General features: G+C 54.0%; 20 protein-coding genes and 1 tRNA gene. 8 read left to right on the plus strand and 13 right to left on the minus strand.

Annotated elements, in window-relative coordinates; translation table 11 throughout:
• Nucleotides 1-107 precede the first annotated feature (107 nt).
• From MIH19_RS11975 to MIH19_RS11985, 3 genes are all read left to right on the plus strand, one after another.
• Nucleotides 108-1,088 (plus strand): XrtA system polysaccharide deacetylase, encoded by a 981-nt coding sequence (locus MIH19_RS11975; protein ID WP_249005102.1) that lies wholly within the window; start codon nt 108-110, stop codon nt 1,086-1,088.
• 18 nt (nt 1,089-1,106) lie between these two features.
• Nucleotides 1,107-2,153, plus strand: a complete 1,047-nt coding sequence (locus MIH19_RS11980; protein ID WP_249005103.1) for an AAA family ATPase — start codon at nt 1,107-1,109, stop codon at nt 2,151-2,153.
• 230 nt (nt 2,154-2,383) lie between these two features.
• Nucleotides 2,384-3,016: a PEP-CTERM sorting domain-containing protein gene (locus MIH19_RS11985; protein ID WP_249005104.1), complete on the plus strand. Its 633-nt coding sequence runs from the start codon at nt 2,384-2,386 to the stop codon at nt 3,014-3,016.
• 122 nt (nt 3,017-3,138) lie between these two features.
• On the opposite strand, the gene prpD is transcribed toward MIH19_RS11985, so the two are convergent.
• Nucleotides 3,139-4,623 (minus strand): 2-methylcitrate dehydratase, encoded by a 1,485-nt coding sequence (gene prpD, locus MIH19_RS11990; protein ID WP_249005105.1) that lies wholly within the window; start codon nt 4,621-4,623, stop codon nt 3,139-3,141.
• A 625-nt stretch (nt 4,624-5,248) separates the two neighbouring features.
• Between prpD and MIH19_RS11995 the strand changes: the two genes are divergently transcribed.
• Nucleotides 5,249-6,088: a PEP-CTERM/exosortase system-associated acyltransferase gene (locus MIH19_RS11995; protein ID WP_249005106.1), complete on the plus strand. Its 840-nt coding sequence runs from the start codon at nt 5,249-5,251 to the stop codon at nt 6,086-6,088.
• 133 nt (nt 6,089-6,221) lie between these two features.
• On the opposite strand, the gene MIH19_RS12000 is transcribed toward MIH19_RS11995, so the two are convergent.
• The 11 genes from MIH19_RS12000 to MIH19_RS12050 form a co-directional block, all read right to left on the minus strand.
• A complete protein-coding gene (locus MIH19_RS12000) occupies nt 6,222-7,070 on the minus strand; it encodes a THxN family PEP-CTERM protein (RefSeq protein ID WP_249005107.1) in 849 nt (282 codons plus the stop codon).
• Between the two features lie 468 nt (nt 7,071-7,538).
• Entirely contained in the window at nt 7,539-8,750 is a 1,212-nt protein-coding gene (gene prpF, locus MIH19_RS12005) for a 2-methylaconitate cis-trans isomerase PrpF (protein ID WP_249005108.1), read from the minus strand.
• Complete coding sequence (gene acnD, locus MIH19_RS12010; RefSeq protein ID WP_249005109.1) at nt 8,747-11,359, minus strand: Fe/S-dependent 2-methylisocitrate dehydratase AcnD; 2,613 nt, start codon at nt 11,357-11,359, stop codon at nt 8,747-8,749. The genes prpF and acnD overlap by 4 nt, the downstream gene beginning before the upstream one ends.
• A gap of 16 nt (nt 11,360-11,375) precedes the next feature.
• Complete coding sequence (prpC, locus tag MIH19_RS12015; RefSeq protein WP_249005110.1) at nt 11,376-12,503, minus strand: 2-methylcitrate synthase; 1,128 nt, start codon at nt 12,501-12,503, stop codon at nt 11,376-11,378.
• A 178-nt stretch (nt 12,504-12,681) separates the two neighbouring features.
• On the minus strand, nt 12,682-13,572 hold the full coding sequence (prpB, locus tag MIH19_RS12020; RefSeq protein WP_249005111.1) for a methylisocitrate lyase: 891 nt from the start codon (nt 13,570-13,572) through the stop codon (nt 12,682-12,684).
• A 45-nt stretch (nt 13,573-13,617) separates the two neighbouring features.
• Complete coding sequence (locus tag MIH19_RS12025; protein ID WP_249005112.1) at nt 13,618-14,298, minus strand: GntR family transcriptional regulator; 681 nt, start codon at nt 14,296-14,298, stop codon at nt 13,618-13,620.
• A 95-nt stretch (nt 14,299-14,393) separates the two neighbouring features.
• Complete coding sequence (locus MIH19_RS12030) at nt 14,394-15,986, minus strand: glucan biosynthesis protein (protein ID WP_249005113.1); 1,593 nt, start codon at nt 15,984-15,986, stop codon at nt 14,394-14,396.
• A 116-nt stretch (nt 15,987-16,102) separates the two neighbouring features.
• A complete protein-coding gene (mdoH, locus tag MIH19_RS12035) occupies nt 16,103-18,181 on the minus strand; it encodes a glucans biosynthesis glucosyltransferase MdoH (protein ID WP_249005114.1) in 2,079 nt (692 codons plus the stop codon).
• On the minus strand, nt 18,174-18,425 hold the full coding sequence (locus tag MIH19_RS12040) for a hypothetical protein (protein ID WP_249005115.1): 252 nt from the start codon (nt 18,423-18,425) through the stop codon (nt 18,174-18,176). Before MIH19_RS12040 ends, mdoH begins: the two co-directional genes overlap by 8 nt.
• Before the next feature lie 2 nt (nt 18,426-18,427).
• Nucleotides 18,428-20,023, minus strand: coding sequence for a glucan biosynthesis protein G (locus tag MIH19_RS12045; protein ID WP_249005116.1), 1,596 nt, complete (start codon nt 20,021-20,023; stop codon nt 18,428-18,430).
• 133 nt (nt 20,024-20,156) lie between these two features.
• On the minus strand, nt 20,157-21,317 hold the full coding sequence (locus MIH19_RS12050; protein ID WP_249005117.1) for a ShlB/FhaC/HecB family hemolysin secretion/activation protein: 1,161 nt from the start codon (nt 21,315-21,317) through the stop codon (nt 20,157-20,159).
• A gap of 240 nt (nt 21,318-21,557) precedes the next feature.
• On the opposite strand from MIH19_RS12050, the gene galU reads away from it, so the two are divergent.
• The 4 genes from galU to MIH19_RS12070 all read left to right on the plus strand — a co-directional run bounded on the left by galU (nt 21,558) and on the right by MIH19_RS12070 (nt 25,516).
• On the plus strand, nt 21,558-22,394 hold the full coding sequence (galU, locus tag MIH19_RS12055) for a UTP--glucose-1-phosphate uridylyltransferase GalU (RefSeq protein WP_249005118.1): 837 nt from the start codon (nt 21,558-21,560) through the stop codon (nt 22,392-22,394).
• 63 nt (nt 22,395-22,457) lie between these two features.
• Nucleotides 22,458-22,534 (plus strand) — tRNA-Val (locus MIH19_RS12060).
• Nucleotides 22,535-22,713: 179 nt separating this feature from the next.
• The gene (locus MIH19_RS12065) at nt 22,714-24,429 is read left to right on the plus strand and encodes a diguanylate cyclase (protein WP_249005119.1); all 1,716 of its coding nucleotides are present in this window, start codon (nt 22,714-22,716) and stop codon (nt 24,427-24,429) included.
• 139 nt (nt 24,430-24,568) lie between these two features.
• A complete protein-coding gene (locus tag MIH19_RS12070; protein ID WP_249005120.1) occupies nt 24,569-25,516 on the plus strand; it encodes a DMT family transporter in 948 nt (315 codons plus the stop codon).
• A gap of 16 nt (nt 25,517-25,532) precedes the next feature.
• Here MIH19_RS12070 and MIH19_RS12075 read toward each other — a convergent pair whose 3' ends face one another.
• Complete coding sequence (locus tag MIH19_RS12075; protein WP_249005121.1) at nt 25,533-26,492, minus strand: ROK family protein; 960 nt, start codon at nt 26,490-26,492, stop codon at nt 25,533-25,535.
• Nucleotides 26,493-26,574 lie beyond the last annotated feature (82 nt).

Consider the following 26,574-nt stretch of genomic DNA (forward strand, 5'->3'; position numbering starts at 1 on the left):
ATTTAATGCTTTATAACTGAGGCAAAGATATTACGGGTACGGCGATTGTTTTTGAACCTGCAGTAGGTGAGAATTGCAAAATATTTTCAATAAGGATGCCTGCGCCCATGTCAAATAGGCAAAATAGTGAATCCAGCGCACCTGCTGCCGCATCAGGCGACACTTTACGCGACAGAGAGAACGGTACGAGAACGCTACACGCCATGAGTATTGATGTGGAAGACTACTTTCACGTGGCCGCTTTGGCAAAGGTGATTCGCCCTGACCAGTGGGGTAGCCTGCCCAGCCGTGTAGAGCAAAACACCGAGCGCCTGTTGGCATTGTTCGAACGTAATGACGTGAAGGCCACCTTTTTTGTGCTGGGATGGGTGGCCGAGAAGTATCCGCAGTTAGTGCGCAAAATTGCCGCTGGGGGTCACGAAGTGGCGTCCCATGGTTATAGCCACCAGCTGATTTACAGCCAGACTCCGGACGTGTTCCGCGAGGAAACTGTGCGATCAAAAGCTTTGTTGGAAGACATTATTGGGGCTGAGGTGAGCGGTTACCGCGCTGCCAGCTACTCGATTACCCACAAATCGCTCTGGGCGCTGGATATTTTGGCGGAATGCGGATTTACTTGGGATTCGAGTATTTTCCCGGTGCGCCATGACAATTACGGCATTCCGGGTTCGCCCCGTGCGCCCTACACCATTGAAACCGAAAAAGGCCATTTGTTGCGGGAATTCCCGCTGACCACAGCTAAAATCGGCGGGCTATCTATACCCGCTGCGGGCGGGGGCTATTTCCGCCAGTTCCCCTACCCTGTTTTCCGCTATCTGTTCAATAACGCCTCTGGCGGTGGCAGCCGGCCGCAAATGTTTTACTTGCACCCCTGGGAGATAGACCCAGACCAACCGCGCTACAACAACGCCAGCTGGTTTTCCCGCTTCCGCCATTACACCAATCTGGATAAGTGCGAACACCGCTTGGAAAGGCTGATGCAAGACTTCCGCTTTGGTACAGTGTCGCAAAGCTACGATGCGTATAGGCCCGAGAGCTCTCAGTCGGACACGCGACTGACCACGCAACAGATGGTCGGACTGGCCTGAAACTGACAGGGATTACTCATGTATCTAGAATTTTTCGGCCTACACAGACACCCTTTCCGGATTACGCCGGAAGACGACTTTATTTATATGAGCCAGCAGCATTCGCGGGCTTATGTGTACATGTCGTCGGCCATTTGGAGTTCAGAAGGTTTTGTAGTGATCAGCGGCGAAATTGGCTCTGGTAAAACCACCCTGCTGAAGAAAACCATCCGCAATATGGATGGGGATTTGAAGCTGTTGAACGTGGCCTACACCAACCTGGAATCGAAAGACCTGTTCAGCCTGATTCTACGCAAGGCGGGATTGAAGGCCGAAGATGACAGCAAGGTTGGCATGCTGTTCCAGATTACGGAATATCTGGAGAAGATGGCTGCCGAAGGCACTCCGGTGGTGCTGACCATCGACGAAGCCCAAAACCTGACCCGGGAAAACCTGGAAGACGTGCGCATGCTGGCCGGTATGGAGAGCATGGGCGGTCCATCCATGCGGGTAATTTTGCTGGGGCAGCCTGAGCTTAAAAAGGCAGTAACCTCTATTCCCCAGCTGTCGCAACGGGTGAAGCTGTTTTTCCATCTGGAAGGGCTGACGCCAAAGGAAACCGCCGAGTACATTGATTACCGCCTGCTAGTGTCTGGCCACGGTGGCAACAAGCTGTTTGATAAAGACACCGTTCAGGAAATTCACGAGCTGAGCCGTGGCATTCCGCGACTGATTAACAAGCTGTGCGATGGCATGATGATGTGCGCCTACGCTGAAGACCGGCCGTTTATAGACCCCCACGATTTGAAAAATATCCGCAAGGACTTGCTGGGCGAAGACGACGAGCAAAAGGCGAAAGCACCGGAGGCTGCGAGCCATAAAGCAGACGCCGTGCCGACTCTAGGCATGTCACAAGCACCGGTAGGCTTTGGTGATATGGCCAAAACCCTCCATCGTATTGCCAGCGCCCTGGAGAGTATTGATGGGCGTTTGGCGAAGATGTCACCGGAAGGGACCTCCTCACAAAAAGAATCCGTTGGTTCCGCTGACAATGTGAAGCCACTCACGCCCTTCTGGAAGAAATAGCTGCTTGCGGCTGTCGAGTTACTGGACACAATTCGCCACAACTTGCGTGTAATACAACGTGAACGAAACTCGACGTTATGGATTTTTAGTGTCGGTATTTTTTACATATGCCTCTGCACAGCCGCGGACTTAAACTTTCAACTCACTGAAATAAAAGTCGGAAATATTTCTGGCACCAAACTTGCTTTCCTTAAAGTATCTTAGAAAACAATTCAGTTAAGGAAAACCTTATGTCTATATTCAACCGTATCGCAGCTATAAGCGCCTTGGGTGTTTCTCTTGCCATTGCAGCCCCTGCCATTGCAGCCCCTGTCGCTGTAAACCTGATTCAGAATGGCAGCTTCGAAAACGACTCCGTAGCTGTGAACAGCTGGAAATCGTTCACTGCTATCGATGGATGGAACGCCGATAACAACGGATTCGAAATTTGGAACAACTATAACGGCGTAACCGCGAAAGAAGGCAACCAATTTGCCGAGCTAAACGCCGACCCTGGCACAGGCACTGCTTTCAGTATTTACCAGGATATCAACACCGTCGCAGGCCAATCCTACGACATTAACTTTGCTTATCAGGCCCGCAATAACAACGACGAAGCGTTTTCCTTCTTTGTCGGAAGTATTGCCTGGCTGCTAACCGACCACACGACTGATGGCTGGAGCATATTCTCCAATTCATTCGTAGCCCAGCAAGCAACTACGACAATCACGTTCGCCTCTGTGACTCCGTTGACTGGCACCGTTGGTAATTTCCTGGATGATGTGAAAGTGACCGCCGCGGTTCCAGAGCCTGGCACTCTGGCGCTTCTTGGCCTTGGTCTGTTTGGTTTGACTGCTGCGCGCCGTCGTAAGACCGCCGCGTAAGTTGATAGCATAAAAGGTAAGTTTCACCGGTCGTTCCCTGACTGGCGAGCCTTTAAAAACCCCGGCCCTGTGCCGGGTTTTTTGCTTTCTACGGTTGCTGATTAGAGGTCGTCACATTTTGCTCAAATCACAAACAGCGAGGTGAATTCATGAACAGTCATGCATTCCAGCTCCGCTTGGCTTTGTAACGCCTGGGAGATTCGCTGGCATTGGCCTGCGGGGAAGCGGGTTGCGAGGTTCTGCTGGAACTTCTGTTTAAGCAGCGGAATCGCGGCTTCGCGACGGCGGCGGTGGCCTATTGGATACTCGACGACCACATTTTCTGTGCTTGAACCGTCTTTGAAGAAAATCTGCACTGCGTTCGCAATGGAGCGCTTGTTTGGGTCCAGATAATCCATTGAGTAGTCCTCGTTTTCGACCACTTCCATTTTGCTTCGCAGCTCATCAATCATTGGATGGGCGCTGTGAAAGCTGTCTTCGTAGTGCTCGGCTATGAGGTCGCCAAATATCAGCGGCACGGCTGTCATATATTGCAGACAGTGGTCGCGGTCTGCGGCGTTGGCCAGGCTGCCTACTTTTGAAATAATACGAACGGCGGATTCGTGGGTGGTCAGTACTATTTTATCAATATCTTGCAGGCGGTCTTTAACTTGTGGGTGAAGTGTAACTGAAGCTTCCGCGGCGGTTTGGGCGTGGAATTCTGCAGGGAAAGACACTTTGAACAAAATGTTTTCCATCACGTAGGAACCAAATGCCTGTGGTAAAGAAAGCTGACACTTGTCCGCAGGTTTGATTTTTTGGTCTTTGTTGGTTTTGCTGAACAGCACGTCGTTAAAGCCCCACTGGGGAGCTGTAAGCGCGCCAGGTATGCCCATTTCGCCGCGCATGGCGATATCGGCCAAGCGAACGGCTCTGGAGGTTGCGTCGCCAGCGGCCCAGGATTTACGGGAACCGGCGTTGGGGGCGTGGCGGTAGGTGCGCAGGGATTGGCCGTCTACCCAGGCGTGTGACAACGCTGACAGCAACTGGTCGCGGTTGGCGCCCATCAGGCGGGCTACGACGGCGGTAGACGCGACTTTTACCAGCAGAACGTGGTCTAGCCCTACCCTATTGAACGAGTTTTCGAGTGCCAGCACGCCCTGGATTTCGTGGGCCATGATCATGGCTTCCAGCACGGCTTTCATGGCGATGGGGAATTTGCCTTCGGCCACGCGCTTTTGTGACAGGTGGTCCGCTACTGCGAGTATGCCGCCCAGGTTATCCGACGGGTGGCCCCATTCTGCTGCCAGCCAGGTGTCGTTGTAATCCAGCCAGCGAATAATGCAGCCAATATCCCACGCGGCTTTGACCGGGTCCATACGGAATGATGTGCCTGGCACCCGCGCGCCGTTGGGTACAATGGTGCCTTCTACCAACGGGCCCAAGTGTTTGGTGCATTCCGGGAATCTTAGGGCTAGCAGGCCGCAGCCAAGGGTGTCCATTAAGCAGTGGCGGGCGGTTGTCCACGCCTCGTCACTTTTAATTTGGTAGTTGAGGACGTAGTCGGCGATGGTTTGCAAGATGTCGTCGTAATCCGGGCGTTCATTGAGATCGAATGTGGCAGACATGGTGGTTCTCCTGAGTATTTGATTGGCTTTAAAATAACGCGCGCACTGATACATACCGCTAAAATTGTCATGTATTTATTTAACATTCAATACTTTTGTCTACAATACTTCCATCTACAATCATTTGATTTAAATTAATCGTTTTGTGTCGTTGAAATACCTAGACCTTAGTTTCCATTATTTTTTCTTAATGTAAACGTCATTACATATCTCCTTCGATCGCGCCCAACTACCTGTTCGCAGCTCTGTTATTCAAAAAAAAATTTTTAGAGCTGTAATGTTATAGCGTGGTTTCGCCAACCTTGTGTCGACTATAATCGTCGCGTTATAGATGAACAACTCAACATTAAAATTTATCGACGCATTTATGATCATCATCGAAAAACCATGGAAACGCCTGTGACTATTATGCCTAACGAATCTGCAACGGCCGAATGGTTCACTATATCCCAATTTCACCCTCGCACCCGGGCGATATGTGCCAGTACCAGGCGTTCCGAGGTCTGGTGGGTTTTAACCTCGATACACCCGTAATGCGCCGTCTTAATACGTTAAAACGGCGTTTTTTCTTCTGGCGACTATTGTCACAACAGCTTCCTTTACGGGAAAGCATCAGGACCCAAAAATGTATACAACCTTTAATCTTCATCATGAAATACGAAAAACAAAAAACCAGCAATCTGTCGAAGACGTCGGTGCCATTTTCAATTCGGTGTTCAGTGTCGAGTTGGCAACGTCTCCCGAGGAGATTAACGAAATCTTCGAACTTCGGTATCAGGTTTATTGCATTGACCGACCTTTTGAGGACCCCAATTGCTTTGCCGATAAACGCGAACACGATGCATACGACCCACGATCTGCGCACGCATTGGTTCGGCACCGAGCAAGCGGCGACAGCGTAGCGGCCGTTCGGATTGTTATGTCGGGAGATTCGCCGGAACAGGCTTATTTCCCGATGGAGGGTTCCTGTGTACATCAGATGGACCAGCATGCACGGGATGCGTTTGCGAGCGCACGCCGCGAGCAGGTTGCAGAAATCTCGCGGATGGCGGTCAGCCGAGAGTTTCGGCGGCGCTTCAACGAGGAAAACTCAGCTTCTGGCATCAGTGATTTCGCCAGCTACCGCGATTGGGAGAATGGTAAACGTGCGTTGCCCTACATCAGCCTGGGGCTTTTCGCCGCAATTCTACAGATGTCGGTTAACCATGGCATAACCCATTGGACGGCGGCCATGGAGCCAGCACTGCTGCGTATGTTAAAGCGATTTGGTGTGGAATTTGACCACGTGGGCCCCATTTTAGAGTATCACGGGCGCCGTCGACCTGCTTTCACCGAAGCTGCGTCAATGATTGAAGGCGCAAAGAGGCGCCGCCCCGATGTGTGGTCGCTGGTGACTGACAATGGGCGACACATACCAGCGCAATCGACTACCGACTGTATGGCAGCCGAGAAAGATGTTGCGTGACATTACGCCTGAGCGATTATTAATTTCCCCGTTACTTGCCGCATAGAAAAAAGCTCAATAAAAAAAGCCCCCGCTTCACAGCGGGGGCTTCTTTTATTAGCACTGTTATCTAAACATTATAGCTGTTCAGATATTATGCCTTTGCTGCTTTTTTCCTGCGTGACATACCAAGCCCGGCGAGGCCCATGCCCAGCAGTGCCAAGGTGCCGGGCTCGGGTACAGGGATCTCTGTAGCCGTGATACGGAATTCGCTCTCGAAGGCATTAGTAAGGCCCTCTGTAGTCAAAAATCCCACACAACCCGAGGCAGGCTCACCGGCCGCTAGTGAGCACTGCGCGTCGGTCAGGAAACTCAGGTCCATCAGCTTAAGAAATACGGTGTAGTTAAAACCGTCATAGGCGAAGGACGACAGCAACTCGAGGTCGTCTCCCAAAAGGCTGGGATCACCAATCGTGAAAATATCATCGCAAGCGACGGTATCGCCGGAACAATTTGAGGCCTGGTTAGGTGTTTCTTGGAAAAAGCTACCGAAAGCAACCGTTGGCAAAGTCGCCGTGGGGCCGCTAGCAGGAGCAAACGGAGTCAGCATCAAAGACGATAACAGCGTGAATTTTGTCAGTGCAGGCGAGTTATCAGTGATCACATTGTTGTTATGAGTGAACACTCCGCCGTTGACATAGCCCCCGTTGGGCGTCGTGCTGTTAGTTACGAGACCGCTTCCTGCACTCGCATTAGTGATCGTGATAGAGGACTGGTTGCCGTTGCCGTTAGTAGGAGAAGGAACGCCCCATGACAGGGAGCTTCCACTTGCGGTTGTCGTTGCTGGAAGGGCGGCGCCGCCAGTGACAAAGGCACTGACGAACGTGTTGGTGACATTATAACCCCAATCGGAAACCAACGTCCCTGCGCTAACAGACTGTGCACCCAATGCAAAAGGCACAACAAGAGATGCTAAAAGCGTTTTTCTAAAGGTGTTTTTCATTATCTATCTCTCCATGATTGTGGACGCTGTCAGCTAGACTGCACGTCATCAACTCAGCGTTGTATAATACTTAGCATTGCCCATGCCACGAATTTAAAACTATTATCTTTCATAGACCTAAGATTAAAAAAGCATCGACATTGGGCGGTATGTGTAAGACTTTTCGACGTTTTAATCTGTTAAATACATCGCATAAATAACCATGTATTTTTAAGCGGAACATTTAATGCTCTTTAATCATGAAAGTAGCAATTTTTGAATGTCACTTTCTAGCTATTCGATGTTTAAGAGACTTCAAAATGATCAGTAAGCTTCGATGTGCGTAAAATAATCTGACACAATAAAAGCAAGGTTGAACCAAACCCCGTAAAACTTACAGGCAAAAAAATACCCCCGGTTAAGCTCCCCATGCTTTAAAGGCAATCGGTTCTTAATTCGGGGGTATTTTCGGTGTTCTGTAATAAAGCGTTAGAACGAATCTTCGGGAATTCTTACCCACCCTTCCATCAGCACTCGCGCGTTGCGGCTCATGATCGCCTTGGTGGCTGTCCACTGGCCGTTTACTTCTTTGGCTTCTGCGCCCACTTGCAAGGTGCCCGACGGATGGCCAAAGGTGACTGAGGTACGGTCACCGCCGCCGGCCGCCAGGTTTACCAGGGTGCCTGGAATGGCCACTGCCGTCGCGATGGCAACGGCCGCAGTACCCATCATGGCGTGGTGCAGCTTGCCCATAGACAAGGCTCTAACGAGCAGATCTATATCATCGGTGGTAATGGCTTTGCCGCTGGAGGCGCTGTAGTCCGCAGGCGTCGCAACAAACGCCACTTTTGGCGTGTGCTGGCGCGCGGCGGCTTCTTCGATGTTCTGAATCAGCCCCATTTTTACCGCACCGTAAGCGCGAATGGTTTCGAACATGGCCAGCGCTTCGGGGTTGCCGTTAATGGCATCCTGAAGTTCGGTGCCGTTGTAGCCGACTGCATCGGCATTGATGAACACCGTGGGAATACCGGCGTTGATCATGGTGGCTTTCAAGGTTCCGACGCCTGGCACTTCCAAGTCGTCCACCAAGTTGCCTGTTGGGAACATGGCACCTTCGCCGTCGGCCGGGTCCATGAATTCTACTTGTACTTCGGCCGCTGGGAAGGTGACCCCATCCAGTTCGAAATCACCGGTTTCCTGCACTTCGCCGTTGGTGACCGGTACTTTGGCGATGATGGTTTTGCGTATGTTGGCCTGCCAGATGCGGACGGTGACTGTTCCACTTCCTGTACCATTTTCGGGTAAGCGATCTTTTTCCACATAGCCACTGCTAATGGCAAAGGCGCCGACTGCTGCGGTGAGGTTGCCGCAGTTGCCGCTCCAGTCCACAAAGGGTTTGTCTATGCTGACCTGGCCAAACAGATAATCCACATCGTGGTCTGGCTGGGTGCTTTTGCACAAAATGACGGTTTTACTGGTGCTGGAGGTTGCGCCGCCCATGCCGTCGGTCTGTTTGCCATAGGGATCGGGGCTGCCGATTACCCGCAGCAACAGGTTGTCCCGGGCCGGGCCCGGGGTTTGTGCGCGCTCGGGCAGGTCGTCCAAGCGGAAGAACACGCCTTTGCTGGTGCCGCCACGCATATAAGTGGCGGGGATTTTTACTTGTGGTGCTTTCATAAGGCCGTCCCTAAGACCGCTCATGCGACCGCCCCTTCTGCCTCAAGGAAATCCTGAGCGAAGCGCTGCAACACACCGCCAGCTTCGTACACAGACACTTCGTCTGCAGTATCCAGGCGGCAGGTAACAGGCACGTTCAGGGTTTCGCCGTTGGTACGGTGAATCACCAGAGTCATGGTGGAACGCGGGCTTATATCGCCTTCTACGTCGTAGGTTTCGGTGCCGTCTAGCTTCAGAGTCAGGCGGGTGGTGCCCGATTTGAATTCCAGTGGCAATACGCCCATTCCGACCAGGTTGGTACGGTGAATGCGCTCAAAGCCTTCGGCGGCGATGGCTTCTACGCCAGCTAATCGCACGCCTTTGGCGGCCCAGTCACGGGAGGAACCCTGGCCATAGTCGGCGCCGGCCACGATAATCAGCGGCTGCTTGCGTTCCATGTAGGTTTCAATGGCTTCCCACATGCGCAGGTTTTTGCCTTCCGGCTCCACACGGGCCATAGAGCCCTGAATAATCTCGCCCTTGTCGTCCCGAACCATTTCGTTCATCAGTTTCGGGTTGGCAAAGGTGGCACGCTGGGCGGTCAGGTGGTCGCCGCGATGGGTAGCGTAGGAGTTAAAATCTTCCTCTGGCAGGCCCATTTTGTGCAGGTATTCGCCGGCAGCGCTGTCCATCATGATGGCGTTGGACGGCGACAGGTGATCGGTGGTGATGTTATCCGGCAGAATCGCCAGCGGGCGCATGCCCTTCATGGTGCGCTCGGCCGCCAGCGCACCTTCCCAGTAGGGCGGGCGACGAATGTAGGTGCTGGCCGGACGCCAGTCGTACAGCGGGCTTTCGGCTTCTTCGAACGCGCCCAAGTCAAACATCGGGATGTACACCTGTTTGAACTGCTCGGGCTTGACGCTGGATTTTACGATGGCGTCGATTTCTTCATCGCTTGGCCAGATGTCTTTCAGGGTAATCGGGTTGCCGTCTTTGTCTTTGGCGAGTACGTCTTTTTCGATGTCAAAACGCACGGTACCGGCGATGGCGTAGGCTACGACTAAGGGCGGCGATGCCAGGAACGCCTGTTTGGCGTAGGGGTGAATTCGGCCGTCGAAGTTACGGTTGCCCGACAGTACCGCCGTGGCGTACAAATCGCGCTCAATGATTTCCTGCTGGATGACCGGGTCCAGAGCGCCAGACATGCCGTTACAGGTGGTGCAGGCGTAGCCCACGATACCAAAGCCCAGCTTTTCCATTTCTTTCAGCAGGCCGGCTTCTTCCAGGTACAGGCGGGCGACTTTGGAGCCCGGTGCAAAAGACGATTTCACCCAGGGCTTGCGCACCAGGCCCAGCTCGTTGGCTTTTTTCGCAATCAGGCCTGCGGCAACCACGTTGCGGGGGTTCGAGGTGTTGGTGCAGGAGGTAATGGCGGCGATGATCACCGCGCCGTCTGGCATTTTGCCTTCGGCTTCTTCCGCCAGCGCACTTTCCAGATTGCCGGCAATGCCTTGAGCGTGCAGATCGCTGGTGGCTACACGGCGATGGGGGTTAGACGGGCCAGCCACGTTGCGCACAACGGTGGACAGATCAAATTCCAGTACTCGCTCGTAGAACGCGTCTTTCAGCGAATCTGCCCAAAGGCCGGTGTGTTTGGCGTAGGTTTCTACCAGGGCAATCTGCTGGGGCTCACGACCGGTCAGCTTCAGGTAGTCGATGGTCTGCTGGTCGATGTAGAACATGCCGGCAGACGCACCGAATTCCGGGGTCATGTTGGAAATGGTGGCACGGTCGCCGATGGTCAGGCTTTCTGCGCCTTCGCCAAAGAATTCCAGGTAGGCGGATACAACGCGCTCTTTACGCAGGAACTCGGTAATGGCGAGTACTATGTCGGTCGCGGTAATGCCCGGCTGGCGTTTGCCCGTGAGCTTCACACCAATGATGTCTGGCAGGCGCATCATGGACGGGCGGCCGAGCATGACGGTTTCTGCTTCCAGGCCACCAACGCCAATGGCGATAACGCCCAGGCAGTCGATGTGCGGGGTGTGGCTGTCGGTGCCGACGCAGGTGTCCGGGAAGGCGACGCCGTCACGGGACTGAATCACCGGAGACATTTTCTCCAGGTTGATCTGGTGCATGATGCCGTTGCCGGCGGGGATCACGTCGACGTTTTTGAAGGCCGTTTTGGTCCACTCGATAAAATGGAAACGGTCGTCGTTACGGCGATCTTCAATGCTGCGGTTTTTTTCGAACGCGTCTGGGTCAAAACCCGCGGCTTCTACCGCCAGGGAATGGTCCACAATCAGCTGTGTGGGTACGACCGGGTTCACTTTTGACGGCTCACCGCCTTTTTTAGCGATGGCATCGCGCAGGCCTGCCAAGTCGACCAGAGCGGTGGTGCCCAGAATGTCGTGGGTGACCACGCGGGCCGGGTACCAGGGGAAATCCAGGTCTTGCTTGCGTTCGATAAACTGCTTTAGCGATTCGGTGAGCATGTCGGGTTCGCCGCGGCGAATCAGTTGCTCGGCTAAAACGCGGGACGTGTACGGCAGTTTGGCGTAGGCGCCAGGCTGTATGTCTTCGATTGCCTGGCGGGTGTCGAAATAGTCCAGGCTGGTGCCTGGTAGGTTTTTGCGGTAATGGGTGTTCATATTTTGGGCTCTCTCATTAGCGCTTTTCGATCGGTAGCCATTCGGCGTGATCCGGGCCGGTGTATTCGGCGCTTGGACGGATGATGCGGTTGTTGGCGCGTTGTTCTTTAACGTGCGCAGTCCAGCCGGATACCCGTGACATCACGAAGATTGGGGTAAACAGTTCGGTGGGGATGCCCATGAAGTGGTAAGTAGAGGCGTGGAAGAAGTCGGCGTTGCAGAACAGTTTCTTCTCGCGCCACATGACTTCTTCACAGCGTACGGACACCGGGTAAAGCACGGTATCGTTCTCTTCTTTCGACAGTTTTTCAGACCACTTTTTGATGATGATGTTGCGCGGGTCGGAATCGCTGTAAACCGCGTGGCCGAAGCCCATGATTTTTTCTTTGCGCTGCAGCATGCCCATCAGCCCTTCTTCGGCTTCTTCCGGGGTCTTGAATTTTTGGATCAGTTCCATTGCTGCTTCGTTGGCACCGCCGTGCAGCGGGCCACGCAGGGTGCCGATAGCGCCGGTTACGCAGCTGTGGATGTCAGACAAGGTAGAGGCACATACGCGGGCAGCGAAGGTAGACGCGTTGAATTCGTGCTCGGCGTACAGAATCAGGGAAACGTTCATCACCCGTTCGTGCAGCTCGCTCGGCTTTTTGCCGTGCAGCAGTTCTAGGAAGTGGCCGCCGATGGAATCGCAGGTGCCTATGGTGTCGATGCGCACGCCTTTGTGGGCAAAGCTGTACCAGTAGTTGATGATACTCGGGAACACTGCCAGCAGGCGGTCAATTTTGTCGTCTTGCTCGCTGAAGTTTTGCTCGGTTTCCAGGTTGCCCAGCATGGAGCAACCGGTACGCATCACGTCCATCGGGTGGGCGTCTTTAGGGATATTTTCCAGCACGGTTTTCAGTGCCTCTGGCAGGCTACGCAGGCTTTTTAGCTTGGTTTTGTAGGCGTCCAGTTCCTGCTGGTTAGGCAGTTTGCCTTGCAGTAGCAGGTAGGCCACTTCTTCGAACTGGGCGTTGTCTGCCAGGTCGCTAATGTCGTAGCCGCAATAGGTCAGGCCGGTTCCGGTTAAGCCAACGGTGCACAGAGCGGTTTGACCGGCGACTTGTCCACGCAGACCTGCGCCACTTAATTTTTTTGCTTCAGCCATGGGTGTTTTCTCCCTCAAAACCGGGGACAGATTTGAAATCTGTCCCCTATTGTTAGACCGGGGGCAGACCTTAGGTCTGCCCCCTATTTAGGTCGGGGACGGATTCTAAATCCGTCCCCTGCTTAGTTGTTTAGTGCCGGGGACAGACCTTAGGTCTGTCCCCTATAACGTTCCCATATCAGCCTTTGGACTGCTGGAAAAGCTGGTCAAGCTTCTGTTCGAAATCGTGGTAGTTCAGGTAGTCGTATAGTTCCATGCGGGTTTGCATGAGGTCGATTACGTCTTTCTGGTCGCCCTTCTCCAGAATGTTCTGGTAAACCGTTACGGCGGCTTTGTTCATGGCGCGGAAGGCGCTCAGCGGGTAAAGCACCATGCTGGCACCGGCATCACCCAGCTCTTTACGGTTGTACAGGGGCGTAGCGCCAAATTCGGTGATGTTGGCCAGTAGCGGCACATCGCCCAGGGCTGCAGAGAAGGCTTTGTAGTGTTCCAGCTCGTTCACGGCTTCAGCGAAGATGCCGTCGGCGCCGGCTTCTATATAAGCTTTGGCGCGATCAATAGCGGCGTCCAGGCCTTCTTTCTGGAACGAATCGGTACGGGCCATGATGAAGAAGTCTTTGTCGGCGCGGGCGTCAACGGCCGCTTTGATGCGGTCTACCATTTCTTCTTTGGAAACAATTTCTTTGTTCGGGCGATGACCGCAACGCTTCTGGGCGACTTGGTCTTCAAGGTGAACAGCAGCCGCACCGGCTTTTTCCATTTGCTGAATGGTACGGCCAATGTTGAATGCGCCGCCCCAGCCGGTGTCTATGTCTACCAGCAGCGGAATATCCGTGGCGGCGGTGATGCGGCGCACGTCTTCTACTACGTCATTCAGGCTGGTCATGCCCAGGTCTGGCAGGCCGTAGGAGGCGTTTGCAACGCCGCCGCCAGACAGGTAAATAGCCTGGTGCCCTACCCGCGCGGCCATCATGGCCGCGTAGGCGTTGATGGTGCCAACAATCTGTAGGGGCTTGTTGTCGTTCAGGGCTTTACGAAAACGGGCGCCCGGGGAAAGTTTGCTGGACATGGTGTTGCCTCCTTTGAATAAAGATAACGGTGGTTTACTGATTACTTAGATAGTCAGTTCGCCGTCGCGGATTTTTTGTTCAATGTTTTTTCGTGCTGCGTGAATATGGCGTTTCATCAGAAATTCCGCCAGTTCGCCATCTCGGTTGGCAATGGCATCGACAATGTTGCGATGCTCGCCCAACGCCATGTGCGGGCGCCCGGCCGAGGTGCTTAAACGGTAGCGGTACATGCGCACCATGTAGTACAGGTCGCCCAGCAGCATTTGAGTCAACTTGGTGTTGCGACTGCCAGTAGCGATGCGGTGATGAAAATCGTAGTCGCCCTCGGCCTGGTAGTAAGCCTGGCCCTGGGCTTGTTTGATCATGGTTTCGTGGGTATCGAGGGTGGCGCGCAAGGCGGCAATTTCGGCGTCTGTCATGCGTTCCGCGGCCTGCCGCGCGGCCAGGCCTTCCATAAGTTCGCGTATGCGATAGAGCTCTAGTAATTCGTCTGCGCTTACGGAGACGACTTTCACCCCGGCGTGGGGGCGGCGTACCAGCAAGCCACGGGATTCAAGGCGACCCAAGGCTTCACGCAGCGGCCCGCGGGTTAAATGAAAGCGGGAGCAGAGCTCAACTTCACCAATTTTTTCGCCCGGAGTCAGGTCGCCTTTCACAATCGCCGTTTGCAGACAATCGAAGGCTTCATCAGCGCGGGTATAGGCTTGCGGGACAAGTTCCAACATACTTTGTTAACAATCCTGTGAGTGATGTTGCGAAATTACGCGCCCTCACACGAATTGTCAACAATCCTTCAGTATAAGACGCCATCTCTGACGCTTTACAATTCTAAAAACCGAGCTTGTTCGTCCACCGGCGGCGGCGTGTACTGGTAAAGCCACACTTCAGAGACCGGTTGCCCGCTGAGCATCAACTGCAAACGAATGTCGACGGAACCGCCCGATTCACCGGGCACCAAATCAAACATTGCGCGGTAGCCCTTAATCGAGTCCAGAGGGCGCACAGACACTAATTCTACCTTGCCACTGCTGGTTTTGATGGCAGCTTCCAGCTCGGCATTGGCCCCCAACATACTCAAACCACCGCCACCGAAGTCGATCGCAAAACGCCAGGAAAATATGTCCCGAGGCTTCCCTATAACGCCGCCAAGTCCGGTGCGGGTGGCTTGCACTTGCGCCAACTTGTCGGGCTGCACCGGTGGCTGTTCACCCCAGGTCAACGTGTAGGAAAACAGGTGTTCTTTGCCAACAGCCAACGGCTTTTGCGGGTTCCAAAACGCCACGATATTGTCGAATGTTTCGTTTCCCGTGGGGATTTCAGTGAGCATTACCTGCCCTGGACCCCAATCGCCTTTTGGCGCGATCCAGGCGCTGGGCCGGCGGTTGTAAAACACGCCGTCGTCTTGGTAGTGCTCAAAGTTACGGTCGCGTTGCAAAAGGCCAAAACCTTTCAGATTATTGTCAACAAAACTGCTGACATGAACGTTGCGGGGATTCATCAACGGCCGCCACAGCCATTCGTTGTTGCCATTTTGAATCGCCAGGCCATCTGAATCGTGAATTTCCGGACGCCAGTCGTAGGCCATACGGCGATCGTTTTCGCCCACCTGATACATGCTGGTTAGCGGCGCAATGCCCACCCGCTCGATGGCTTTGCGTGGGTAGAGCGCTACATCTACATCCATCACCGTATTTTGCCCGGGCTGAATCCGGAAAGCATAGGCGCCGGTCACGCTGGGAGAATCCAGTAAGGCCCAAACGGTGACGAAGTCCTGACCGGGGGCCGGTTTCTCGAGCCAGAAGGTGGTGAAATCGGGGAACTCTTCTTCCCTACTCATGCCCGTGTCTATGGCCAAACCGCGGGTAGACAAACCGTACTGCATGGATTCGCCCACTGCACGAAAGTAACTGGCGCCCAGGAAAGACGCCAGATCTAACTGAAAGTTGGTGTAAAAATGCAGGCGAAAGCCTGCGTAACCAAGATTCGGTTCCAGATTACCCAGCGCCTCTTCGCCGCTGTAGTCGAAGTTGCTCTGACGATATTCCAGAACCCGGGCGATACCGCCATCCACTTCGAATATTTGCACTGGCTTTTTGAAGTACAAGCCAAGATGGAAAAGCTGCACCTGAAACAACAGATCGTCGCTGCGCCAAAGCGCATCCTGGGGCTTGAAGCGGATGGACTGATAATCATCCCAGCTTAGGTTGCTCAGGCTTGCGGGAATGCCGCTGGTTTGTGGCTGGTAGGCTTTGCTGGCCAGATGACGAGCGTGACCTTTGAGCCAGGCGTAATCAAAAGGCCCACTGTATTTTGTGCTGCGAGCCACCTCACTCGCCTGCAGCCAGGCCGGCATGGGTAAAAGGCCCAGAACAGTAGCGGCAGATACGGCTTTTAGAAGAGAGCGACGGTGCATTATTAAACCTCTCAAGTCGGAGTGGTAGGTTGTCGATGTTCTGTTGTTGGTCGATAGTCAGTTGTTCGTTGAGTCCGTTATTCGTCACTATCTAATTGTTAAAGACGGGCCAGTTGTTAAAGACGGGCGATCGCCTGGCCCCAATAACTGTCCGTTGGCGCAATCCAGGCACGGCGATGAAGCTCGGCCAGGGCCACTCTGTCTTCGCACAATTCGCTGATTTGTTTTTTATTCAATGCCGTCGGGCCGGTATGAATGCATTGGTCCACCAGGCCGTTGAGCCTTTTGGCGCGCCTGGAATGGCGGTCCGGCCTGGCCAGCGCCAGTTGTTGCTGGTGAACCAGCGGCACCAGAACGGCCTGTTCAAAGTGGCCAAGGCTCCAGGGGCTGGCCGGCTGGGCGCGATTTTCAGCGGCATTTTTCAGCAACGTCAGCGGTGCCAGCTCTTCAGGAATCAGTAGCAGCCCGGCGCGGCGTATGGCTTGGCCCACCCTGACCCGGCTGAGCAGCACCGAGGTGGGCGCCGCCAGTATTAAAGGCACAGCCACGGGCAGCGACCAAATGAAAAAGCTGACATCTAGCCACCAGGCGAACACCGCCCAACTACCGCCAATTATTAATCCCGGTGCCTGGGTTATTAACGCTTCGCGCCAGCCGGTTTCTTCCGTGCGGTTTTGCCCGGCCCAGCTTAGGGAGACGTTTAACAAAGACGCGATGACGAACCGGCTGTGGGCCAGCATGCGGATGGGTGCCAGTAATACCGAGAATACAATTTCTACCCACACGCTTAAAAACAGCCGCAAAGGGCCACCGAAGCCTTTGGCTAAGCCGTGAATGATGGCGTCGATAATGGCCAGAAATTTTGGCACGAACAACAACGCCAATGTGCTGAGGGCAAGGGTAAGCGCCCACTCTGGCCGCCATTCCGGCCACAGCGGGAAGAGCCCTTCGTGGCCGGCTGGAAAATATTCGATGGGCGACAACGTTAACTGCGCGGCGGCCACCGTGGTTAACGCCAGAAACGCCAGCCACAGGGGCGAGGCCACGTAAGCCATTACGCCGTTGAGGAACGCCATACGGTGCGCCAGGTTGATGCGACGGCCGAAACACAGAATCCACAGGTGCTGCAGATTGCCTTTGGCCCAGCGGTTGTCTCGTGACAGTTCATCCGCCAGCGTGGGGGGTGACTCTTCAAAACTCTCGCCCAGACCGGGTTCCAGCCAGACTTCGTAACCGGCGCGGCCGATATAGGCAGCCTCGACAAAGTCGTGGCTCATGATCGGCCCTTTAAACACACCAAAACCGCGTAATTTGCGCAAACCGCAGTGCTGCATAAACGGCTCTACCCGCAGGATGGCGTTGTGGCCCCAAAAAGCGGCATGGCCCATTTGTACGGCGGCAAGGCCGGTCGCAAACAGCGAAGAATACAGGCGATTGCCAAACTGTTGCAGGCGGGCAAACAGCGACTGGCCGTTAATGATGGAGGGGTTTGTTTGCAGTATGCCGACCTGGGGCTCGCGTTCCATCAACTGAACCATACGCACGATGGTACGCCCGCTCATCAAGCTGTCGGCGTCTAACACCACCATGTATTTGAAAAGTCGACCCCAACGCCGCAGAAAATCGGCGACATTGCCACTTTTATAGTTCAGGTTAACGCCGCGGCGGCGGTAAAACAGCCGGCCGTGGGCGCCCAGCTCGTCACATAACTGATGCCATTTTGCCTGTTCTTCCAGCCATATTTCCGGGTTGCGGCTGTCTGACAATATGAAAAATTCAAAGTATTCAATCTGGCCGTTGCGCTCCAGCTCCTGATACACCGCTTTCAGCCCGCTAAACGTCCAGTGCACCGGTTCGTGGTACACGGGCAGCACAATGGCGGTTTTGACCAGCGGGGTGTGTTCCAGGTCATCGCTGCTGTAGCGGTTCAGCAGGGAGTGCTTATCGCCACCCATCAGCCGCAACACAAATCCGACCACCGCGGTCCAAAAACCCACGGCTATCCAGGCGTAGAGCAATGCAAATAATACCAGCAGGCCGATTTCCAGCGAGGTGCCGCCGTGGTAAGGCATGATCCACAGCAAGTAATAGCTGGCCACCGCGGTTTGGCCGAATACCAGCAGCGCCAGCAAGCTGCGCCTTATTCTGGCTACTGTGCGCCAGCGCCAGAGTGTCTTGGGGACCCGGTCACTCATAACCCATGCTTCCCCTGAGTAGCTCTGGCCCGGCTTCAAGCGACAGTTTTGGTTGTGGCAACTCGAAATACTGGGGCAGCAGCTCCATAACCAGCTTTAGATAATCGCCATCAGGGGCCTGCTGCAAAGCGTGGCCAACCAATTCAAGCGCGGTGCGGCATTCATTGACACCCGGTTTGATTCCACTGCCGCGAAGGTAGGCTATTACCCGGTCCAGTGCCTTCTGGCACGGTAGCTGCTGCACGTTTATTCCCTCGCCTGGGCTAAGCCAGGCAGCTGATACAACCAGGTTTCAGACACCGCATTCGGGCCTGCCAATAATCGCGCTCTTAGGGATGTGTCCTTATTGGGTGCAGGCTTAACCAGCATCGACAGGCGCCAGATGCCCTGCTCTGGCAGGTGCTCTACAAAGTGTTCCAGTATTTCGGCGCTGTCGTTGGTACCCACTTCGCTGATAACCGGAACAGTGGCGGCGTTCAGGGTTTTCCCCTCAAAGTCGACGACCACCCGCCAGGTACCTTCCAGGTTGCGATTATTTTCGTCCTGGCTGGCGCCATTGGTTCGACCAGCACCCACCCAGGTGTCCACAACGCGGCCAATATCACCGTCGAAGGCGGTGTGTTCGCCGAATCTAAGGCGGTACTGGAAATTCAGTTCTGCGCCCTGCTCGATTTTCTGACGCGGTTTCCAAAAGGCCACGATGTTGTCGTTGGCTTCTGAGGAGGTGGGGATTTCCACCAGCACAATTTCGCCTGAGCCCCAATCGTCGGTATTGTCGACCCATGCGCTCGGGCGCTTTTCGTAGTGGGCTTCTGCGTCTGAAAAATCCTCAAAGCGGGTATCGCGTTGCATCAGCCCGAACCCTTTCAGGTTGGTCACTTGAAAAAAGTTCATCCTCAAACTGGTGGGGTTTAGTAATGGCCGCCACACCCACTCGGTCACTTCTGCGGATTTTTCATCCTGTATCAGCAGGCCGTCAGAGTCGTGAACTTGCGGCCGCCATTCACCCGCTGGCTGGCGGGTGTTTTCACCGTAATAAAACATAGACGTTAGCGGCGCCAAGCCAATCTGGTCAATATTGCTGCGGGCAAACAGACGGGCACTGACTTCAATGCCAGTGGCTGTGTTCGGGGTGATCACAAAGCGGTAAGCGCCGGTCGCGCTGGGGCTGTCTAGCAGGGCATAAACCGTGATGGTGGCGGCGTTGGCGGCTGGCCGTTCTAACCAAAACTCAGTGAAGGCCGGAAACTCTTCGCCGGAAGGTAAGCCGGTGTTTATGGCCAGGCCCCGGCCTGACAGGCCGAAACCGTTATCCGCCCCAACGCCGCGAAAATAACTGGCGCCAGCGAACACCAGGAACTGGTTGCCCTGGCGCTCAGGATTTTTGATTGCGGACGATGCTTGTAACGGCCAGGTCAGCCGAAAGCCCGCGTAACCCAAATCAGCGGGGATACGCTTGGCCAGATCGGGGGACGGGTAAGTAAAGTTATCGCGATTAAAAATCAGCGGCCTTACGCCCTCTTGATCCACTTCATTCAAGGTAACCGCGTGCTGATATACGCTGCCGGCGGGCACCATCATGACCTCAAAGTGCTTTTTGCCCGCACTGGCCGGCTGGCGCCAAAGATTGACTTCGGTCTTGAAGCGGATTGACTGGTACCGGTCGTAAGGCAATGCGGTTAAAAATTCAGGAACCGCGCTGGGTGCTTTGTACGGTGTTTGCGCCAGCGCCTGAGCTTTTTCGGTGACATCGGCAAAACCAAAACTCCAAACCGGAGCGCTGGCGCCTAGACAAAATACGACAACGCACCCGTTTACAACACGGGATGTCCTTGCAAGCATGGCTGGTATTCCCTGAGTTCAATTCAATTTGTTATGACTATACAACACCACGGTGTTGATGCGCTTTATGTGACAACGATGTAAGGGGTTCTCCACTAACCAAACCGGAGCAATTCCGAGCGGAATTAAGGCGTTAGATATCGACCGTCAGGGAGAAACGGAAGTTTGGCGAATTTCCGGCATCGGGGAGCAGCGGAGAGTCGCCCAGTATCCGACCAATTGACGTGCTAGCGCGCAGATAGCGGGTTCTGAGTTGCAGTGAGAGTTCGCCGGCGTCGGCATTCAGATACTGATTATACCGGGTGCTGTGAACATCTGCCCAGCCCCGCAGTAACGACAACCGCGCCCCGGCGCGAACGCCACTGACAAAAGGAAAATTAACACCGGGTGTATCGGCATCTATTCGCAGCCAGCCACCGGATGCGGCCGTGTACGAGCTGCCAGCGAAACCCTGCAGCAGCTGCGAGCCGGCAACGCGGATTTGCTCTGCCGCAGGCAGTTGATCGGTGGCCGCCTGATAGCGCCCGCTTAACCCCAGATGCCAGTCGTTCAGTTCGCGGCCGAGGGAGCCACTCAACAGCATCTTATAAAAATTATCAGAATCTCGATAGCCACCCTGGGTGGGTGCCTGCCGGCTACTTATACTCAGCCCGCGGGAGAAAGTGACCATTGTTGCGGCATTCCAACCGTAAAGCTGTATTAACTCGCGCTTGCCACTCACCCCCAACGACGATACCTGTGCAGCGGTGGTTTCAGCCCACTCGCCCTGCTGCATGCGCCGACTTTCGCGGGTGCTATGGCGCAGAACGCTGGCGAATTGCAACCCCTGCCAGCCAAAAAGTGCCCGCCGCGCCGAAAAGTCGGTTTCGTCTGACAACACATGCACTTGCTCGCGCAACGTGCCTGATAACTGATCGCTGTAACGACTATTGTTGCGTGTACTAAATGCAAAGTAATTGCCTTGCAAGGGGAAACTGTAGCTGGCGAACAGCGATTCGCGACTGGCGCCTTCAAGGGCTCGGCTGTTGCGGTCAAAAACCACGCCCAGCAAGTGTTCGCGGAACACCAGACCGTCGGCACTGACACCCAGCGAGCCGTTCATCTCATCATCCGATAACGTGCTGTTACCGGTAACAGACAAAGCAGACCACAGCCCTGCAGCAGCAGCGGGATGGGCCAGTCCGCAGGTACTGGCAAATAAACCGATAATCGAGAATATAAGACGAAGCAATAGCACAAGCAATTCCGAGGTTTTGGCAGACAGAACAAAAACTGAAGGGGAACCATAAGCCATGAGAATTCCTATGACTAGCCTGAACCCTCAAAATTGAAAACTTTAATAATTTGATTTTTCAACAAGTTATTACACAATGTTAAATAACTTATTAACATTCAGCCTATTGCGCCAAATCTGCCAGCGTGCTGAACTGCCACACTATAGACTAGCCGTGAGATGAATTCTTTGATGGACACTGCATTTTAGGCATCAACTTCGGTAAACTTTGCCAATACTGACTTTCATAAGGACGCTGAAATGATCAAGAAGTGCCTGTTTCCCGTTGCCGGCTATGGCACCCGCTTTTTACCCGCCACCAAAGCCATGCCCAAAGAAATTCTTCCTATCGTTAACAAGCCGTTGGTTCAGTACGGCGTTGAAGAGGCGGCAGCTGCCGGGATTCACGAATTCGGGTTTGTGACCGGTCGGGGTAAGCGCGCCATTGAAGATCATTTTGACATCAGCTATGAGCTGGAACACCAGATTGCGGGCTCTGGCAAAGAAGGATTGCTGACCTCTATCCGCGATTTGATTGACCACAATACCTTCGCCTTTACCCGCCAAAGCGAAATGAAGGGCCTGGGCCATGCGATTCTAACCGGGCGCAACCTGGTGGGCGATAACCCTTTCGCCGTGGTGCTGGCCGACGACTTCTGCGTGGGGCCTGACGGCGAAGACGGCGTGTTGGCGCAAATGGTCAAACTTTACAGCCAATTCCGCTGTTCTATTGTGGCCATTGAAGAAGTGCCCGCCGACGAAACCCACAAGTACGGTGTGATTGCGGGCGAGTGCATGAAAGACGGCCTGTTCCGGGTAACAGACATGGTGGAAAAGCCTGCACCGGAAGACGCGCCCAGCAACATGGCCATCATCGGCCGTTATATTCTGACACCGGATATTTTTGACATTCTGGAGCGCACACCGCCTGGTAAGAACGGTGAAGTACAAATTACCGACGCCCTGCTGGAACAAGCCAAAACGGGCTGCGTACTGGCCTACCAATTCAAAGGCCGCCGTTTTGACTGCGGCAGCATAGACGGCTTTGTAGAAGCGACCAATTATGTGTATGAAAACATCTACAAAAAGGGCTTGTAGCCTAAGCCAATAAAGAGTTGACGCATCGCAGCCAAATCAGTATATTTCGCTGCGTTGCAAAACAGGACCATAGCTCAGTTGGTTAGAGCGCTGCCTTGACATGGCAGAGGTCGGCAGTTCAAATCTGCCTGGTCCTACCATTATTTAGTTCAATAAAAGCCACTTAGAGCGCGAGCCTGGTGGCTTTTTTTGTGTCTGAAGGTTGGGGATTGAAAACCAGGGACAGATTTAAAATCTGTCCCTTTTCTTTCCATGTTGATGTGGGGAATTGCCCCGCAGGTGCTAAGCTCCAAGTTTTGCAGGTGCAAGGACCCCTTCAATGGCCACCTACCGAATGATTTTGTGCTTTTTGTTGCTGTTTATCTCGAGTTTTGCTGCTCAGGCGTCGCCGACTCTGGATATCGGCCAGGAAGCGATTCGGTTAACGGATTTTCAAGTTGAGTATTTCACTGACGGTTCTCAGTCGCTGAGCTACAAGGAGGTTCGTGAGCAGACCTTTCAGGAGACGACCAGCAGCACCTCGCTTGGCACCAATGCGGCCGTGACCTGGTTCCGATTTACTCTGCGCAATTCGAGCCTGAAAGCAAGGGCTCTTTTTCTGCACTTGCCCAGTGCTTATCACGTGCGTTCAGTCGATATCTTTCAAGAGCGTTCTCAAAACCTGATTGACCAGGCATCGGTTGACCTTAACGATGCCAGTGATCACCCCATGATGTACCAGGGAACGGTGATCTATCCGTTCACGGTGCCCTTGGGAGAAACCGTGGTTGTTTATGTTCGCAGCCATGTGTATTCGCACCAATGGTTTTCATTGGAAATCTACGACAATGAGCGATCTCGCCAAGCACTCGTTGGTGGTCACCTGGATATCGCGCTGTTGGTGGGCATGATGTTGGCAATGGTTTTGTACAACGCACTTTTGTACTTTGCCACCAGCAAAAGCGAGAACATTTTCTATTCTTTGTATCTGATCTCGGGCCTGGCGTGGATTGCGCTCTCCTACGGGCTGCTTGGCAAAGCGTTCAATGTCTACGGCGATGCCGTTTTCGTGTTGAATCTGGCGCTTATCAGCATGCCGATTTTTCTGTTGTTGTTCATGATGTCGATTTTCGAGACGCGAGAGTTCTACCGCACCGAACACCGCGTGCTGCAGGGCATGCTGGCTTTGTTGGTCATCACACTAGTGTATGGCCTGTTTGATCCTGTAGGGGCAATGAAACCCGCAGCCAGCCTCGCGGCGCTGTTAATGGTTGTGACCTTTTCGGTAGGTATCTCGTTGTTGCGTAAGGGACACCCTTTGGTGAAGTTCTTTCTTGTTGGCCACACTTTCTTTGTGGTGTTCAACGGGGTTGCCGTGTTGTATTACAAGGGCCTGGTCGAACCGAATTATATAAACAGCCATGGTGTCGGGATTGGCATTGTGCTGGAAGCACTAACACTGGCGTTCATCATCTCCTACCGGATAAAAATGCTGGAGGATATCCGCTCCAAACAGAATGAATTCAAACAGCAGGCGGCTACCGACCCGCTCACTCAACTTTATAACCGCCGACATTTCATGTCTGAGGGTGAGTATATGGTTGAAAAGGCGAGAGCCGCCGGGGAAGCTTTATCTGTTATTGCACTTGATATTGATTATTTCAAAGCGGTGAACGATGAATACGGCCATCATGTTGGCGACCTGGTATTGGTGGACATAGCGGTCATTTTCCAACAGTACAGCCGGGACAGGGATCTGGTCGCCCGGTTTGGCGGCGAGGAGTTTATGATTCTTTTGCCCGGCGCTGACCACGCAGAAGCCCGGAGTTGTGCCGAACGTATTCGCAGGGGCGTTGAAAGGCATGCCGTTGATGCCGGCGATGGATTGGACGTGCGTATTACCGTAAGCATAGGCGTTGCGGAAGTGAATACCGCCGTGGAATCGGTGGAAAACGCCGTTAATCGAGCCGATAAGGCGTTGTACCAAGCCAAGGCTTTAGGGCGAAATCGCGTGTGCTGTTCTGAGGTGGTGGCGGGCGAGGTGAGTTTTACTTAGGTGACTCTTAAATCGGAGTGCACTTTGACGAGCACCACCATCAGCCGTCTTCCTTTTTTACTTCGCAAACTATACATTACTCGCAAACTGGGGACAGATTTTAAATCTGTCCCCTCTCTTTTGACAGCCGAGCCACACCATGACCAACGCCCATAAATCTGACCTGATTCTGGTTGGTGTTACGCTGCTTGCTGCCACTAGCTGGATATTTTCTAAAGAAGCTATTTTGCTTATGCCACCGTTGTTGTTTATGGCGCTGAGATTTTTGATCGCAGGTAGCTTTTTGGCGGCTTTCGCTTACCGGTCACTGGCACGTTTGAGTGGGGATCAGGTTAAACGCAGTTTGGGTGTAGGCCTGGTATTCGGCGTTGCCATGAGCTTCTGGGTAATGGGGTTGTTTCATGGCACCAGCATGGGTGAAGGTGCTTTCATCACCAGCCTGGGCGTGGTGATCGTTCCCATCCTTGCTCGCCTCCTTTTTAAAGAGGCACAACCTGCAAGCACCTGGCTTGCCATTCCCGTCGCGGTAGCCGGGCTGGCACTTCTGTCACTTCGAAACGGTTTTCAGCCAGAGCCTGCGCAGATTTTTTTCGCGATGGCGGCTTTTATTTTTGCGCTGTACTTTACATTGAACACCCGCGCCGCGAATCAGCGCATTGCCATCAATCGGCAGGGCAACGCCATCGAAAAACAGCGCATTCCCGCTCTTCCACTGACGGCTATTGCTCTGCTTACCGTCGGCTTGGTGACTTTGGTGGAATCGCTCATGACAGAATCGTGGCAGCCAACGTTCAGTAACCCGCCACCGCTTCTGATCTGGTGGATTCTTGCCAGCGCAATTGTGGGCACTGCAGGGCGTTTTCTTGCCCAAACCTATGCACAGAGCTTGTCTGCGCATAGGCACGGTGCCGTTATTCTGGTGATCGAACCGGTTTGGGTGTCTTTGTTCGCGGCAAGATGGTTTGATGAAATCATGACGCCAGTTCAGCTGGCCGGCTGCGGTTTGATCTTTGCGGCATTGATCGTAAACCGCTGGGGCGTGCTCAGTTCGGCTCTTCGAGCTTCGCTGCGAAAAAGCCGGAGCTAGGGGGCGGGGACGGATTTTAAATCCGTCCCCTGTCTTGGGCGAGCCAAGCGGCACCGCGGACGCCACTGGAATCGCCGTGTATCGCTTGTCTTATGGGTGTTTCGCACTCACTTCCGAGAACGTACGTCGGCAAACGCGTTGCCAACTCGTCGTAAAGGGTCGGTACATTTGACATGCCGCCGCCCAGTACGATGACGTCTGGGTCAAGCAAGTTGATGACGGCCGCCAGGCCGCGGGCCAAGTGATCTGCGTAATCGTCGAGTGAGCGGGCAGCGCGGGGATCGTTTTGAAAACGCTCAACGATGTTTCGGGCATCCAACGGCTCTTCCCACAGCAAACGATGGGTTAGGGCCAGCCCGGTGCCAGACAAGAAGGTTTCGTTGCAGCCAAAGCGGCCACAGAAGCACGGGCGCTGGTTTAGTTCTGTTTGTGGTGTCCATGGCAGTGGGTTGTGGCCCCATTCGCCCGCAAGGCCGTTTGGGCCTGTGAGCAGCTGGCCGTTAACGGTGATGCCAGCGCCGCAGCCGGTACCCAGAATGGCCGCGAACACCACTTTGTAGCCCTGCCCTGCGCCGTCGCTGGCTTCAGACAAGGCCAGGCAGTTGGCGTCATTCGTCAGGCAGACCGGGCGTTGCAGCAGGTGGGTTAAATCAGCGGCCATGGGCTGGCCGTTAAGCCAGGTGGAATTGGCGTTTTTGACCAAACCTGTCAGGCCCGACACGGAGCCGGGAATGCCCACACCTACGGGCAGTGCGTCTTCGCCGGCCCGTAATTCAGCGGCTTCGACCAGTTCTTTGATAGCATTCAGGGTGGCTTCGTAGTCTCCCTGAGGGCTTGAGATGCGGGCGCGAAATTGGGTTTCGTTGGCGCCGTCTAACAAGATGACTTCGGTTTTTGTTCCACCAAGATCGATGCCTACCCGCCAGCGGCTGTTCATGCCCATATCACCCTGCTTTGTCATTTTCGGAATGGTCACAGGATTCTGCGCGAAGCGCAAAAAATCTGATACCCTGTCGATCTTTAGTTGCGAATTGATCGTAAATAATTACGGGTTATTT

The sequence above is a fragment of the Marinobacter sp. M1C genome (assembly GCF_023314135.1).
Classification (GTDB): Bacteria; Pseudomonadota; Gammaproteobacteria; order Pseudomonadales; family Oleiphilaceae; genus Marinobacter.

Bases quoted from the DNA above. Each gene is read 5' to 3' on its own strand.
- MIH19_RS12030 (WP_249005113.1), bottom strand. From the start codon at position 15,986: ATGCACCGTCGCTCTCTTCTAAAAGCCGTATCTGCCGCTACTGTTCTG.
- MIH19_RS11975 (WP_249005102.1), top strand. From the start codon at position 108: ATGTCAAATAGGCAAAATAGTGAATCCAGCGCACCTGCTGCCGCATCA.
- MIH19_RS12025 (WP_249005112.1), bottom strand. From the start codon at position 14,298: ATGTTGGAACTTGTCCCGCAAGCCTATACCCGCGCTGATGAAGCCTTC.
- MIH19_RS12000 (WP_249005107.1), bottom strand. From the start codon at position 7,070: ATGAAAAACACCTTTAGAAAAACGCTTTTAGCATCTCTTGTTGTGCCT.
- MIH19_RS11995 (WP_249005106.1), top strand. From the start codon at position 5,249: ATGTATACAACCTTTAATCTTCATCATGAAATACGAAAAACAAAAAAC.
- MIH19_RS12050 (WP_249005117.1), bottom strand. From the start codon at position 21,317: ATGGCTTATGGTTCCCCTTCAGTTTTTGTTCTGTCTGCCAAAACCTCG.
- galU (WP_249005118.1), top strand. From the start codon at position 21,558: ATGATCAAGAAGTGCCTGTTTCCCGTTGCCGGCTATGGCACCCGCTTT.
- MIH19_RS11985 (WP_249005104.1), top strand. From the start codon at position 2,384: ATGTCTATATTCAACCGTATCGCAGCTATAAGCGCCTTGGGTGTTTCT.
- prpB (WP_249005111.1), bottom strand. From the start codon at position 13,572: ATGTCCAGCAAACTTTCCCCGGGCGCCCGTTTTCGTAAAGCCCTGAAC.
- MIH19_RS11980 (WP_249005103.1), top strand. From the start codon at position 1,107: ATGTATCTAGAATTTTTCGGCCTACACAGACACCCTTTCCGGATTACG.
- MIH19_RS12070 (WP_249005120.1), top strand. From the start codon at position 24,569: ATGACCAACGCCCATAAATCTGACCTGATTCTGGTTGGTGTTACGCTG.
- MIH19_RS12045 (WP_249005116.1), bottom strand. From the start codon at position 20,023: ATGCTTGCAAGGACATCCCGTGTTGTAAACGGGTGCGTTGTCGTATTT.
- mdoH (WP_249005114.1), bottom strand. From the start codon at position 18,181: ATGAGTGACCGGGTCCCCAAGACACTCTGGCGCTGGCGCACAGTAGCC.
- acnD (WP_249005109.1), bottom strand. From the start codon at position 11,359: ATGAACACCCATTACCGCAAAAACCTACCAGGCACCAGCCTGGACTAT.
- prpF (WP_249005108.1), bottom strand. From the start codon at position 8,750: ATGAGCGGTCTTAGGGACGGCCTTATGAAAGCACCACAAGTAAAAATC.
- prpC (WP_249005110.1), bottom strand. From the start codon at position 12,503: ATGGCTGAAGCAAAAAAATTAAGTGGCGCAGGTCTGCGTGGACAAGTC.
- MIH19_RS12065 (WP_249005119.1), top strand. From the start codon at position 22,714: ATGGCCACCTACCGAATGATTTTGTGCTTTTTGTTGCTGTTTATCTCG.
- prpD (WP_249005105.1), bottom strand. From the start codon at position 4,623: ATGTCTGCCACATTCGATCTCAATGAACGCCCGGATTACGACGACATC.